The following is a 12,975-nucleotide window of genomic DNA, read 5'->3' as shown; positions in this document are numbered from 1 at the left end:
CGCTTACTCCGTGCAGGCGGGGCAGAAGTGCTTGCCGTCGCGGCTGGTCCAGCCCAGCTCGGTCAGGCGCTGTTCGGCGGCGGGGGCCTGGGCCTTGCTGCCGAGGCTGGCGTCGACGGCGAACTCCAGGTCGATGCGCTTGCCGCAGCCGTCGCAGTCCACCTGCCAGTCGTGGATGGCCAGTTCGCGGAAGGCCGGGCCGCTGGCCACCGCCAGCCACTGGCCGGGCGGGTTGATCAGGTGGCGGACTTTCTCCACGGCCAGGCTCATGGACAGCTCACGGCTGCCCTTGAGGGTCACCAGCAGGGTGTCGCCGGCCTGGATGGCGCCGCCGTTGCCGGTGACCTGGTAGCGGCCCGGCGCCAGGGCGCGGCATTCGGTGAGGGTGTGTTGCGGGTTGAGCAGGGTGTAGCGGAAATCGTGGGTGGTCATGGGGCCTCCGGAAAGCCCGGCGATGCTATCACGCGGCTGCGTTCACCTGGATGATCGGCGCGCCGTGCGCCTGTAAGGCCTGCATGGCGCGCTCCTCAGGCCTCGACCGGGGTCTGCGCGGCCAGGCGGGCGATGGCCGCGTCCAGTTCGTCGAGGGCGGCCTGGGCGGCCGGGTCGTCCTGCTTGAGCAGGGTCTCGCTGCGCTGGCAGGCGGCGCGCAGCTGCGGCACGCCGCAGTAGCGGGTGGCGCCGTGCAGGCGGTGCACCCGCTCGATCAGCGCGGTGCGCTCGCCCGCCTCGCGCGCCTGGCGGATGGCCTGGCGGTCGGCGGGCAGGCCGGCCAGCAGCATGCCCAGCATGTCGCTGGCCAGTTCGGCCTTGCCGGCGGCCAGGCGCAGGCCCTCTTCGGGGTCGAGCACCGCCAGGTTGGCGCACGCGGGCGTCGCGGCGGCGGGCGTGGCGGCGACATTGCGCAGGGCCAGGCCGGTCCACTTGAGCACCACCTGGGCCAGCTGGCGCTCGTTGATCGGCTTGGTCAGGTAGTCGTCCATGCCGCCCTGCAGCAGGGCGCGCTTCTCGTTGGCCAGGGCGTGGGCGGTGAGGGCGACTATCGGCAGCGCGGCGCGTTCCTGTTCCTGCTCCCACTGGCGGATCGCCGCGGTGGCCTGGCGGCCGTCCATGCCCGGCATCTGCACGTCCATGAACACCAGGTCGAAGTCCTGCTCGCGTACCGCCGCCACGGCCGCCTGGCCGCTGTCCACGGCGCTGACCTCGGCGCCGAGGTCGCCGAGCAGGGTGCGCACCAGCAGCAGGTTGGCCGGGTTGTCGTCGACGCAGAGGATGCGCGGGGTACGGCTGACCAGCGGCGCCGGTTCGGCCAGGGCCACGCGCGGCTGCAGCAGCTCGCCGAGGGCGCGCAGCAGCTTGCGCGTGCAGGCCGGCTTGGCCTGCAGCTGCAGGTGGGCGCTCGGCAGGGCCTCGTGGTAACGCGCCTGCTCGGTGGTGGGGCACAGCGCCAGGGCCTTGCAGCCCAGACGGTCGAGCTCGCGCAGGCTCTGGCCGAGACGTTCGGGCGGCAGCTCGCGCAGGTTGGCGCCGAGCACCGCCAGTTCGAGGGGGGCATCGCCGCCGCGCTGGCGGGCGACCGCTGCGTGCAGCTCGTCCAGGTCGGCGAAGCACTGCACGCGCAGGCCGCAGTCCTCCAGCTGGTGTTGCAGGGCCTGGCGGGTCAGCTCATGGTTTTCCAGCAGGGCCACGTGGCGACCCTGCAGCAGCACGCGCGGCAGGTCGTCGCCGTCGTCGCGGGCCTTGGGCAGGGAGAGGCTGATCCAGAACTCGGAGCCGTTGCCGGGGTTGCTGTCCACGCCGATCTCGCCGCCCATCTGCTCGATCAGGCGCTTGGAGATCACCAGACCCAGGCCGGTGCCGCCGGCCTGGCGGCTGAGCGAATTGTCGGCCTGGCTGAAGGCCTGGAACAGCGCGCCGAGGTCGTCCTCGGACAGGCCGATGCCGGTGTCCTGCACGCTGATGCGCAGCTGGGCGCGATCGTCGTTCTCGTCCTCGACCATGGCGCGCACCACGATGCTGCCCTCGCGGGTGAACTTGATGGCGTTGCTGAGCAGGTTGGTCAGCACCTGCTTGATGCGCAGCGGGTCGCCCTGCAGGGCCAGCGGGGTGTCGCGGTAGACCAGGCTGACCAGCTCCAGGTGCTTCTCGTGGGCGGCCGGGGCGAGGATGGTGAGGGTGTCCTGGATCAGGTCGCGCAGGTTGAACGGGATGTGCTCCAGCACCAGCTTGCCGGCCTCGATCTTGGAGAAGTCGAGCACCTCGTTGATGATCCCCAGCAGGCTCTCGGCGGACTTCTCGATGGTACCCAGGTAGTCCTGCTGGCGCGGGTTCAGGTCGCTCTTCTGCAGCAGGCCGGTGAAGCCGAGGATGCCGTTGAGCGGGGTGCGGATCTCGTGGCTCATGTTGGCCAGGAACTCGGACTTGATGCGGCTGGCCTCCAGGGCCTCCTTGCGCGCCAGGTCCAGTTCGATGTTCTGGATCTCGATGGTCTCCAGGTTCTGCCTGACGTCCTCGGTGGCCTGGTCGATGCTGTGCTGCAGTTCCTCCTGGGCGTTCTGCAGGGCCTCGGCCATGCGGTTGATGCCGGCGGCGAGCTGGTCCATCTCGTGGCTGCCGAGCGGCGGCAGGCGGGTCTCCAGCTGGCCTTCCTTGAGGCGGTTGACGCCCTGGGTGATGGTGCGCAGCGGGTCGTTGATGGTGCGGCTCATGCGCAGGGCGAGCAGGGCGGTGACGCTCAGCCCGGCGGCGATCAGCAACAGGCTGGCGAGCAGGCCGCGATAGCCCTGGACCAGGGTGCGGTGGTGCGACAGCTCCAGCTCCACCCAGCCCAGCAGGCTGTCGGCATTGTCTTCCTCGGAAGGCGCGGCGAGGCTCCGGTGGCGGCCGAACACCGGCAGCAGGAAGCGCGTGGCGTCCTGCCCCGAGCGCATGGCCAGCGGTTCCACAGTGGCCTGCGGCGGCGGGTTGAGCATGTGCGGCCCGGCCTGGGCCAGGCTCTGTCGTTCGGCGGAGAGGAAACCGACGGTGCGCACGTCCTGCCGGTTGAGCGTTTCCTTGGCCAGGCGCTCCAGCTGTGCCGTGTCGCCGCGGGCCAGGGCCGGGGCGGCCAGCGGCGCCAGGTGCTCCACCATCAGCTCGCCGCGTGCCAGCAACTGGCTGCGCAGGTCCGCCAGCTGCATCCAGGTGAAGTAGCCGCCCAGCACCAGCGCCAGCAGGCTGGTGGGCAGCAGGGTGAGCAGCAGCACGCGGCCCTTGATGCCGAGTTCCTTGAACACGGGGTTCTCCAGCGATTGCATGTCCGCCGAGTTTAGCGGCTGGGGCTGCGGGCGGACAGTCAGGCGGTCATGCCGCGGACGCATGCCGATATGGCCGGCGGCGGTTTGCCGCTATCATGGCGTACCTGTGCCACGAACGGTTTCGCCATGACCCTGCAGTTCCCCACCATCGCCGACTGCATCGGCAACACTCCGCTGGTCCGCCTGCAACGCCTGCCCGGCAGCGAACGCAACCACCTGCTGGTCAAGCTGGAGGGCAACAACCCGGCCGGTTCGGTGAAGGACCGCCCGGCGCTGTCGATGATCAGTCGCGCCGAGCAGCGTGGCGATATCCACCCCGGCGACGTGCTGATCGAGGCCACCAGCGGCAACACCGGCATCGCCCTGGCGATGGCGGCGGCGATCAAGGGCTACAGGATGATCCTGATCATGCCGGCCAACTCCACCGAGGAACGCAAGGCGGCGATGAGCGCCTACGGCGCCGAGCTGATCCTGGTCGACAACATGGAGGTGGCGCGCGACCTGGCCCTGGCCATGCAGGCCGAGGGCAAGGGCAAGGTGCTCGACCAGTTCGCCAACGGCGACAACCCCGAGGCGCACTACCAGGGCACCGGCCCGGAGATTTGGCGCCAGACCCAGGGCGCCATCACCCACTTCATCAGCTCGATGGGCACCACCGGCACCATCATGGGCACCTCGCGCTACCTCAAGGAGCAGAACCCGGCCATCGAGATCATCGGCCTGCAGCCGCAGGACGGCTCGGCCATTCCCGGCATCCGCCGCTGGCCCGAGGCGTATCTGCCGAGCATCTTCGACGCCAGCCGGGTCGACCGGGTGCTGGACATCTCCCAGGCCGAGGCCGAGGACATGATGCGGCGTCTGGCCCGCGAGGAGGGCATCTTCTGTGGCGTCTCCTCCGGCGGCGCGGTGGCGGCCATGCTCAAGCTGGCGCGCGAGACCGAGAACGCGGTGATGGTGGCGATCATCTGCGACCGCGGCGACCGTTACCTGTCCTCCGGGCTGTTCAACTAATCACCATGACCAAGCACAGAACCCTGCGCTTCCAGCCTGCCGGTGGCGAGCGCAAGGCGCAGCTGCCGGTGGGCAAGAAGCAGAAACTGGTCATCGAGCGCCTGGCCAACGATGGCCGTGGTATCGCCTTCGTCGACGGGCGCAGCTGGTTCGTCGCCGGTGGCCTGCCCGGCGAGGAGGTCGAGGCCCGCGTGCTGGCCACCCGCGCTCAGGTCGTCGAGGCCCGCGTCGAGCGCGTGCTGCGGGCCGCCGAGCTGCGCCGCGCACCGGCCTGCGCGCATGCCGGCAGCTGCGGCGGCTGCACCCTGCAGCACCTGCCCCACGAAGAGCAGCTCGCCCTGAAACGGCGCAGCCTGGCCGAGCAGCTGCAGCGCCTGGCCGGCGTCGAACCGGACGAGTGGGCGGCGCCGCTGGTCGGCCCCGAGCTGGCCTACCGCCGCCGCGCGCGCATCGCCGTGCGCTGGGACGCCAAGGGCAAGCGCCTGGAGGTCGGTTTTCGCGCCGCCGCCAGCCAGGACATAGTCGGCATAGACGACTGCCCGGTGCTGGTACAGCCCTTGCAGCCAATCCTGCGTGCCCTGCCGGCGCTGCTGCGCGGCCTGGACAAGCCGCAGGTCCTCGGCCACGTCGAGCTGTTCCACGGCACCCAGTCGGCCGTGCTGCTGCGCCATACCGCGCCGCTGGGCGAGGCGGACCTGCAGCGCCTGCGCGCCTTCTGCGCCGCGCATGACGCGCAGCTGTGGCTGCACGGCGCCGGCGAGCCGGAGGCCGACCAGCCCGGCCTCGAGCTGGGCTACCGACTGGACGCCTTCGGCCTGCAGCTGAGCTACCGGCCGGGCGACTTCGTCCAGGTCAATGGGCGGGTCAATCAGGCGATGGTCGAACAGGCGCTAGACTGGTTGGCGCCGCAGACTGAAGAGCGCGTGCTCGATCTGTTCTGCGGCCTGGGCAACTTCGCCCTGCCGCTGGCGCAGCGAGTGCGCGAGGTGGTGGCCGTGGAGGGCGTCGAGGCCATGGTCGAGCGGGCCAGGGGCAATGCCGAGGCCAATGGCCTGGGCAACCTGCACTTTTTCCGCGCCGACCTGTCGAAGCCGCTGGCCGGTGCGCCCTGGGCCAGCCGTGGCTTCGACGCGATACTGCTCGACCCGCCGCGCGACGGCGCGTTCGAGGTGGTCAGGGAGATCGACAGGCTGGGCGCGCGGCGCCTGGTCTACGTGTCCTGCAATCCGGCGACCCTGGCGCGCGACGCCGGCGAGCTGATCCGCCAGGGCTACCGGCTCAAGCGGGCCGGGATTCTCGACATGTTCCCGCATACGGCGCATGTGGAGGCGATGGCGTTATTCGAGAGGGGCTAGGAAGCCCCGCAAGCGAGCCGGCCCGGTACAGGCCGGCGACGATTCGGCGAACGAAGGACCGCCGTAAGGGAAGGCAGAAGATGGTACAGGTCAGAGCACACCAGCCGATCAACCTCGACGGCAGCATCAATCTCGAGGCATGGCTGGACCACACCCTGAGCGTCGACCCGGCGCTGGAGCGCGCGGCGCTGAAGGAGGCCTGCGAGTTCGCCCGCGAGGTCGAGCAGCAGGCCAATGCCGCGCAGAACCTGTGGGCCGAGGGCAACTCCAGCTTCCAGACCGGCCTGGAGATCGCCGAGATCCTCGCCGACCTCAAGCTGGACCAGGACAGTCTGGTGGCCGCGGTTATCTACCGCGCCGTGCGCGAGGGCAAGACCACGCTCAAGGAGGTGCAGGACAGGTTCGGCGCGGTGGTGGCCAAGCTGATCGAGGGCGTGCTGCGCATGGCCGCGATCAGCGCCAGTATCAACCCGCGCGAATCGGTGGTGGTCGGCTCTCAGGCCCAGGTGGAGAACCTGCGCAAGATGCTGGTGGCCATGGTCGACGACGTGCGCGTGGCGCTGATCAAGCTGGCCGAGCGCACCTGCGCGATCCGCGCGGTCAAGCACGCCGACGACGAGAAGCGCCATCGGGTGGCGCGCGAGGTGTTCGACATCTACGCGCCGCTGGCCCACCGCCTCGGCATCGGCCATATCAAGTGGGAGCTGGAGGACCTGTCTTTCCGCTACCTGGAGCCGGAGCAGTACAAGCAGATCGCCAAGCTGTTGCATGAGCGCCGTCTGGATCGCGAGCAGTACATCGCCGACGTGATGCAGCAGCTGCGCGACGAGCTCACCGCCACCGGCATCAAGCCGGACATCAGCGGCCGCGCCAAGCACATCTATTCCATCTGGCGCAAGATGCAGCGCAAGGGCCTGCAGTTCAGCCAGATCTACGACGTGCGCGCGGTGCGCATCCTGGTGCCCGAGGTGCGCGACTGCTACACCGCGCTCGGCATAGTGCATACCCTGTGGCGGCACATTCCCAAGGAGTTCGACGACTACATCGCCAACCCCAAGGAGAACGGCTACCGCTCGCTGCACACCGCGGTGATCGGCCCCGACGGCAAGGTGCTGGAGGTGCAGATCCGCACCCATGCCATGCACGAGGAGGCCGAGCTGGGCGTATGCGCCCACTGGAAGTACAAGGGCACCGACGCCAAGGGCGGCTCCGACCACTACGAGGAGAAGATGGCCTGGCTGCGCCAGGTGCTCGAGTGGCACGAGGAGCTGGGCGACATCGGCGGCCTGGCCGAGCAGCTCAAGGTCGATATCGAGCCGGACCGGGTCTATGTGTTCACCCCGGACGGCCACGCCATCGACCTGCCCAAGGGCGCCACGCCGCTGGACTTCGCCTACCGCGTGCACACCCAGATCGGCCACAACTGCCGTGGCGCCAAGATCAACGGGCGCATCGTGCCCTTGACCTACAGCCTGCACACCGGCGAGCAGGTGGAGATCATCACCAGCAAGAACGGCGCGCCGAGCCGCGACTGGCTCAACCCCAACCTCGGCTATATCACCACCAGCCGGGCGCGGGCCAAGATCGTCCACTGGTTCAAGCTGCAGGACCGCGAGCAGAACGTCGCCGCCGGCAAGGCCATGCTCGAACGCGACCTGGGGCGCCTGGCGCTGCCGGCGGTGGATTTCACCAAGCTGGCCGAGAAGTGCAACCTGAAGAGCGCCGAGGACCTCTATGCCGCCCTCGGTGCCGGCGACCTGCGCCTGGCCCACGCGGTCAACCTGGCCCAGCAGCAGGTCGAGCCGGAGCGCGGCAGCGAGCAGCTCGAGCTGATTCCGCGGCGCGCGTCGTCGCACCCGCGTCCGGGCAAGCGCGGCGACATCCAGATCCAGGGCGTCGGCAACCTGCTCACGCAGATGGCCGGCTGCTGCCAGCCGCTGCCCGGCGACCCCATCGTCGGCTACATCACCGTCGGTCGCGGCGTCAGCATCCACCGCCAGGACTGCGCCTCGGTGCTGCAGCTGGCCGGCCGCGAGCCGGAGCGGATCATCCAGGTCAACTGGGGACCGGTGCCGGTGCAGACCTACCCGGTGGACGTGGTGATCAAGGCCTACGACCGCTCCGGCCTGCTGCGCGACGTGACCCAGGTGCTGCTCAACGAGCGGCTCAACGTGCTGGCGGTCAACACCCGCTCGAACAAGGAGGACAACACCGCCTCCATGCTGCTGACCATCGAGATACCCGGGTTGGACGCCCTGGCTCGGCTGCTGGCGCGGATCAGCCAGCTACCCAATATCATCGAGGTGCGGCGCAGCCGCAGCAGCTCCTGACTATCCCTCTCCCTCCGGGAGGGGCGGCCCGCGTAGGGTGAGGGCGCTTGATCCCCTCATCCGCCCTGCGGGCACCTTCTCCCGGAGGGAGAAGGAAAATCCATCGAGTATGTAGGGTGGATGGCCGCAGTCATCCACCACGCCAGACAAGCCCTAGGCGCTGCCTTAGAGATCAAGTCATGAAAGACCGCTATTGCCTCGACGACCTGCTGCACCTGATGGCCCGCCTGCGCGACCCGCAATACGGTTGCCCCTGGGACCTCAAGCAGGACTACGCCAGCATAGTCCCGCATACGATCGAGGAAGCCTACGAGGTGGCCGACGCCATCGAGCGCGGCGACTTCGCCCACCTGCCGGGCGAGCTGGGCGACCTGCTGTTCCAGGTCGTCTACTACAGCCAGCTGGCGCGGGAGGAGGGGCGCTTCGACTTCGCCGCCGTGGTCGACGCCATCACGGCTAAGCTGGTGCGCCGCCATCCCCACGTGTTCCCCGATGGCGACCTGTACGGTGCGCCGGACATGGCCCGCCTGGAAGAGGCGGCGATCAAGCAGCGCTGGGAAGAGATCAAGGCCGAGGAGCGCGCCGAGAAGGCCGCCGCGCCCGAGCAGCTGTCGCTGCTCGACGATGTGCCGGCCGCGTTGCCGGCGCTGTCGCGCGCCGCCAAGTTGCAGAAGCGCGCGGCCCAGGTCGGCTTCGACTGGCCCGAGGCGCTGCCGGTGGTGGACAAGCTGCGCGAGGAGCTGGACGAAGTGCTGGAGGCGATGAGCGAGAACGATGCCGAAGCCATCGCCGAGGAGATCGGCGACCTGCTGTTCGTCGGCGTCAACTTGGCGCGCCATCTCAGGGTCGACCCGGAGTCCGCCCTGCGCGCGGCCAACGCCAAGTTCGAGCGGCGCTTCCGCTATATCGAACAGGCATTGCGCGATGCCGGCCGCCCCATCGAGAATTGCAACCTGGAAGAGCTGGATGCCCTGTGGGGCGAAGCCAAAAAACTGGAAAAACTGCAGCCCAGCTGCTGACTGAGATCGAACATGAGCCTTTCCCTCCGCGACCAGTTGCTGAAAGCCGGCCTGGTCAATGAAAAGCAGGCCAAGCAGGCCACCAAGCAGAAACAGAAGCAGCAGCGCCTGGAGAAGAAGAATCAGGTCGCGGTCGACGATTCGCAGAAGCAGGCCGCCCAGCAGGCCCTGGCCGAGAAGCAGGCCAGGGACCAGGAGCTGAACCGCCAGCAGCAGGAGAAGGCGCAGCAGAAGGCCATCGCCGCGCAGATCAAGCAACTGATCGAGAGCGCGCGCCTGCCCAAGATGAACGGCGAGGACTATTACAACTTCGTCGACGACAAGAAGGTCAAGCGCATCGCGGTCAACGCCCTGATGCGCGACAAGCTCAGCCGCGGCTCGCTGGCCATCGTCCGCCATGGCGGTGGCTACGAGGTGATCCCGCGCGAGGCGGCGCTGAAGATCCAGGAGCGCGACGAGCGCCGCATCGTTCTGCTCAATATCCAGGCCGAAGGGCCGGACGAGGACGATCCCTACGCCGCCTACCAGATCCCCGACGATCTGATGTGGTAACGAAAAGCCGGGCACTGTTCACCCAAGCCGCGACCTGCACCATCCAGTCCCCTCTCCCCGTCGGGGAGAGGGTTAGGGAGAGGGGGCAGTGCGGCGTTTTCGTACTCGCTGCTCGTCAGCAGGGCCCGTTGCCCAGCAGCACCCGGCCGAAGCTGGCGCCGGGGTTGAGCGGGGTGATGGCCAGCAGTCGGTCCAGGCGCAGGCGCTGCACGCCCTCGGCGCTTTCCACCAGAAAGAACTCCTCCTTGCCCGCCGTGGTTTCGGTGGTCAGCGCCTGCGCCAGCAGCTCGCCGTCGCCGACCAGTTCGATGCGCAAGCGGTAGCGATGCATGCAGGCGATCTCCAGGTAGTCGTAGAGGTCGCATGACAGGGGGCGGTAGGCGTCGCTCATGGGGTTTCCTCCAGGGTACCGCTTTATCCTAGCCCCGTAGCTGGAGTGCCCGAAGATTTGTCGTGGATATGTGGAGATGGCGAGTTTGTATTAGCTTGTCTTCGCCAGAGACCCATCGCCGGAGAGTTAGGTGGCGTGGCACTCAGGCAGCGCAAAAGCCCTTCAGGAGGGTGAGTGGAATCGCTGTGTAGAGGGGGCGCAGGGCTGCGGCGAAAGGCTTATAGGGCCATGGCTGGCCCTATAAGCCGAGCCTCGAAGCGACGATGGAGCGAGCGGACCCGTAGCGCCGGATGTAGGGGCAGGCGTATTGCCTCCTTTTCCGGGGCCGGCCATCCGGCGATTGGAAAAGTAGGTCGTTCAGGAGGGCGAAACCAGAAGTGTCGGAAGACGCAGTAATCAGCCCGGCTACCAACTGCAGCAACCCAAGCAGATTTCGCTGGGGTACAAAAAAGCCGGGCATCGCCCGGCTTCTTGGTCCTACGTGCTCGTTCAGTCGCGGCGGCCCTCGACGGCGCGGCCGTCGACCTCGCCGTCCTCGAGCATGATCTGGTACTCCTTGCCGTCCTTCTCCACCTGGTGCAGGCGCACCAGCAGGTAGTTCCAGTCCTTGGCGAACCACAGCACGGTCTTGCGGTTGCTCTGGGTCGGGTCGCGCACGCGCTCGACCTTGATCGCGGCGAGCAGGCCGGCCTTGGTGCGCACGTTTTCCTCGCCGAGCACACGGAAGTCGTAGGTCTCGATCTCGTCGCCGTCGATCACCTGGTAGCTCATGCTCTGCTTGCCGGCGGCCACGTCGTGCTGCAGCAGCAACTGGTAGGTCGACTTGTCCTGGATGCCGCGGTTGAGCGGCAGGCGCACCGGCTCGCCGCGGTCGTTGCCCAGCACCTGCTTCTCGGTCCAGTCGAAGTCCAGTTCGATCTGCTTGGCCTTGCCCAGGCCGCTGCGCTCGAAGCGGTAGGTCAGCGGCAGGAAGGCCTCGTTCTCCATGCGGAAGGTGCTGCTCTCGCGGAGGCTGGCGACCAGCATGGAGGCCTCGAAGTCCAGCTCCCAGCGGCCGTTGTCCAGGGTCTTGAGGCTGCGTCCGGCGGTGCCGCTGATCGGCACCTGCTTCCAGTCGGCGGTGTAGCTGGCGGAGAAGGGCTTGAGCTCCAGGGCCTGCACCGGCAGGGCGAGGAGGGCGAGCAGCAGCGGCAGAACGCGGGGCATGGAATCTCCTATGTGCGGATCAGGTGACCGGTGGCCGGCAGGTCCGTGCCGTCCAGTTGCGCGCCGGTATCACCCAGTTGCAGGCGGCCCTCGGCGAACCAGCGCAGCGCCAGGGGGTAGATGCGGTGTTCCTGGCTGTGCACGCGCTGGGCCAGGCTCTCCGGCGTGTCGCCGGACTCTACCGGCACCACCGCCTGTACGACCAGGGGGCCGCCATCGAGTTCCTCGGTGACGAAGTGCACGCTGCAGCCATGCTCGCGCTCGCCGGCCTCCAGCGCTCGCTGGTGGGTGTGCAGGCCCTTGTACTTGGGCAGCAGCGAGGGATGGATATTCAGCAGGCGGCCGCTGTAGTGATTGACGAACCCCGGCGTGAGGATGCGCATAAAGCCGGCCAGCACCACCAGCTGTGGATCGAAGCCGTCGATGGTCTCGATCAGCGCCGCGTCGAAGGCCTCGCGGCCGTCGAACTGCTTGTGCTCCAGCACCCGGGTCTGGATGCCGGCCTGCCTGGCCCGCTCCAGCCCGTAGGCATCGGCGCGGTTGGAGATCACCGCGGCGATGCGCGCCGGATTGCCGTCGTGGGCGATGCTGTCGATCAGCGCCTGCAGGTTGCTGCCGGAGCCCGAGATCAGGACGACGACGTTGCAGGTCATCAGTGGGCTTTCAGGTTGTTCAGCACGACCGGCTCGGCGCCTGCGCCGGCCTCGGCGATCCGGCCGATCACCCAGGGCTGCTCGCCGCAAGCGCGCAGGCTGGCCAGGGTGGCCTCGACCTGGTCCTGGGCCACGCAGATGACCATGCCGACGCCGCAGTTGAGCACGCGGTGCATCTCGTGCTCGTCGACGTTGCCTTTTTCCTGCAGCCAGTCGAACACCGCCGGGCGGTTCCAGCTGGCCACGTCGATCACCGCCTGGGCGCCCTGCGGCAGCACGCGCGGGATGTTGTCGAGCAGACCGCCGCCGGTGATGTGGGCCATGGCCTTGACCGCGCCGGTGTCCTTGATCAGCTTGAGCAGCGGCTTGACGTAGATGCGGGTCGGCGCCATCAGCAGGTCGGCCAGCTTGTGGCCGCCCAGCTCGGTGGCCTCGATATCGGCGCCGGACACTTCGATGATCTTGCGGATCAGCGAGTAGCCGTTGGAGTGCGGGCCGGAGGAGGGCAGGGCGATCAGGGCGTCGCCGCTGACCACCTTGGAGCCGTCGATGATTTCGCTCTTCTCCACCACGCCGACGCAGAAGCCGGCCAGGTCGTAGTCCTCGCCCTCGTACATGCCCGGCATCTCGGCGGTTTCGCCGCCGACCAGGGAGCAGCCGGCCAGCTCGCAGCCGGCGCCGATGCCGGTGACCACGGTGGCGGCCACGTCGACATTGAGCTTGCCGGTGGCGTAGTAGTCGAGGAAGAACAGCGGCTCGGCGCCGCACACCACCAGGTCGTTGACGCACATGGCGACCAGGTCCTGGCCGATGCTGTCGTGCTTGTTCAGGTTCAGCGCCAGGCGCAGCTTGGTGCCGACGCCGTCGGTGCCGGACACCAGCACCGGCTGCTTGTAGCCGGCCGGGATCTCGCACAGGGCACCGAAGCCGCCCAGGCCGCCCATGACCTCCGGACGCGCGGTGCGCTTGGCCACGCCTTTGATGCGCTCGACCAGGGCTTCGCCGGCGTCGATGTCGACGCCTGCATCCTTGTAGCTGATGGAGGGTTGCTTGCTCATGGGATCAGGCCTTTACGAAGGGGGAATGCAGTGGGCGACCGGCGTGTCGGCGGCCGGTCCGCGAAGGCGCGCGATTTTATCAGGCTTGCCCGCCAGCGGCCACC

Annotated in this window: 11 protein-coding genes; 5 read left to right on the top strand and 6 right to left on the bottom strand. The window is 68.4% G+C overall.

What is annotated here, in order from left to right; genetic code table 11:
* Positions 1 to 3: 3 nt before the first annotated feature.
* Together AAFN46_RS12435 and AAFN46_RS12430 are read right to left on the bottom strand one after the other, a co-directional pair.
* Complete coding sequence (locus AAFN46_RS12435; RefSeq protein WP_347809004.1) at positions 4 to 432, bottom strand: hypothetical protein; 429 nt, start codon at positions 430 to 432, stop codon at positions 4 to 6.
* 95 nt (positions 433 to 527) lie between these two features.
* The gene (locus AAFN46_RS12430; protein ID WP_347809003.1) at positions 528 to 3,275 is read right to left on the bottom strand and encodes a response regulator; all 2,748 of its coding nucleotides are present in this window, start codon (positions 3,273 to 3,275) and stop codon (positions 528 to 530) included.
* Between the two features lie 147 nt (positions 3,276 to 3,422).
* Between AAFN46_RS12430 and cysM the strand changes: the two genes are divergently transcribed.
* From cysM to AAFN46_RS12405, 5 genes are all read left to right on the top strand, one after another.
* On the top strand, positions 3,423 to 4,307 hold the full coding sequence (gene cysM / locus AAFN46_RS12425) for a cysteine synthase CysM (RefSeq protein WP_347809002.1): 885 nt from the start codon (positions 3,423 to 3,425) through the stop codon (positions 4,305 to 4,307).
* A 5-nt stretch (positions 4,308 to 4,312) separates the two neighbouring features.
* Positions 4,313 to 5,662, top strand: coding sequence for a 23S rRNA (uracil(1939)-C(5))-methyltransferase RlmD (gene rlmD, locus AAFN46_RS12420; RefSeq protein WP_347809001.1), 1,350 nt, complete (start codon positions 4,313 to 4,315; stop codon positions 5,660 to 5,662).
* A gap of 80 nt (positions 5,663 to 5,742) precedes the next feature.
* Positions 5,743 to 7,992, top strand: a complete 2,250-nt coding sequence (gene relA / locus AAFN46_RS12415) for a GTP diphosphokinase (protein WP_347809000.1) — start codon at positions 5,743 to 5,745, stop codon at positions 7,990 to 7,992.
* Positions 7,993 to 8,171: 179 nt separating this feature from the next.
* Positions 8,172 to 9,011: a nucleoside triphosphate pyrophosphohydrolase gene (gene mazG / locus AAFN46_RS12410; RefSeq protein WP_347808999.1), complete on the top strand. Its 840-nt coding sequence runs from the start codon at positions 8,172 to 8,174 to the stop codon at positions 9,009 to 9,011.
* A 12-nt stretch (positions 9,012 to 9,023) separates the two neighbouring features.
* Positions 9,024 to 9,563 (top strand): DUF2058 domain-containing protein, encoded by a 540-nt coding sequence (locus AAFN46_RS12405; protein ID WP_347808998.1) that lies wholly within the window; start codon positions 9,024 to 9,026, stop codon positions 9,561 to 9,563.
* A gap of 115 nt (positions 9,564 to 9,678) precedes the next feature.
* Here AAFN46_RS12405 and AAFN46_RS12400 read toward each other — a convergent pair whose 3' ends face one another.
* The 4 genes from AAFN46_RS12400 to purM all read right to left on the bottom strand — a co-directional run bounded on the left by AAFN46_RS12400 (position 9,679) and on the right by purM (position 12,871).
* Entirely contained in the window at positions 9,679 to 9,954 is a 276-nt protein-coding gene (locus AAFN46_RS12400; RefSeq protein ID WP_347808997.1) for a Rho-binding antiterminator, read from the bottom strand.
* A 489-nt stretch (positions 9,955 to 10,443) separates the two neighbouring features.
* Positions 10,444 to 11,160 carry a DUF3108 domain-containing protein gene (locus AAFN46_RS12395; RefSeq protein WP_347808996.1) on the bottom strand — a complete coding sequence of 239 codons (717 nt, stop codon included), beginning with the start codon at positions 11,158 to 11,160 and terminating at the stop codon, positions 10,444 to 10,446.
* Between the two features lie 8 nt (positions 11,161 to 11,168).
* Positions 11,169 to 11,813 carry a phosphoribosylglycinamide formyltransferase gene (purN, locus tag AAFN46_RS12390; protein WP_347808995.1) on the bottom strand — a complete coding sequence of 215 codons (645 nt, stop codon included), beginning with the start codon at positions 11,811 to 11,813 and terminating at the stop codon, positions 11,169 to 11,171.
* Positions 11,813 to 12,871, bottom strand: a complete 1,059-nt coding sequence (gene purM / locus AAFN46_RS12385) for a phosphoribosylformylglycinamidine cyclo-ligase (protein WP_347808994.1) — start codon at positions 12,869 to 12,871, stop codon at positions 11,813 to 11,815. The genes purN and purM overlap by 1 nt, the downstream gene beginning before the upstream one ends.
* Positions 12,872 to 12,975 lie beyond the last annotated feature (104 nt).

It is taken from the genome of Pseudomonas sp. CAU 1711, from assembly GCF_039888625.1.
Taxonomy (GTDB): domain Bacteria; phylum Pseudomonadota; class Gammaproteobacteria; order Pseudomonadales; family Pseudomonadaceae; genus Aquipseudomonas.
The sequence above is the reverse complement of the archived record's forward strand: the minus strand, read 5'-3'. Positions and strand labels throughout refer to the sequence as shown.

Bases quoted from the DNA above. Each gene is read 5' to 3' on its own strand.
- AAFN46_RS12435 (WP_347809004.1), bottom strand. From the start codon at position 432: ATGACCACCCACGATTTCCGCTACACCCTGCTCAACCCGCAACACACC.
- cysM (WP_347809002.1), top strand. From the start codon at position 3,423: ATGACCCTGCAGTTCCCCACCATCGCCGACTGCATCGGCAACACTCCG.
- rlmD (WP_347809001.1), top strand. From the start codon at position 4,313: ATGACCAAGCACAGAACCCTGCGCTTCCAGCCTGCCGGTGGCGAGCGC.
- relA (WP_347809000.1), top strand. From the start codon at position 5,743: ATGGTACAGGTCAGAGCACACCAGCCGATCAACCTCGACGGCAGCATC.
- mazG (WP_347808999.1), top strand. From the start codon at position 8,172: ATGAAAGACCGCTATTGCCTCGACGACCTGCTGCACCTGATGGCCCGC.
- AAFN46_RS12405 (WP_347808998.1), top strand. From the start codon at position 9,024: ATGAGCCTTTCCCTCCGCGACCAGTTGCTGAAAGCCGGCCTGGTCAAT.
- AAFN46_RS12400 (WP_347808997.1), bottom strand. From the start codon at position 9,954: ATGAGCGACGCCTACCGCCCCCTGTCATGCGACCTCTACGACTACCTG.
- AAFN46_RS12395 (WP_347808996.1), bottom strand. From the start codon at position 11,160: ATGCCCCGCGTTCTGCCGCTGCTGCTCGCCCTCCTCGCCCTGCCGGTG.
- purN (WP_347808995.1), bottom strand. From the start codon at position 11,813: ATGACCTGCAACGTCGTCGTCCTGATCTCGGGCTCCGGCAGCAACCTG.
- purM (WP_347808994.1), bottom strand. From the start codon at position 12,871: ATGAGCAAGCAACCCTCCATCAGCTACAAGGATGCAGGCGTCGACATC.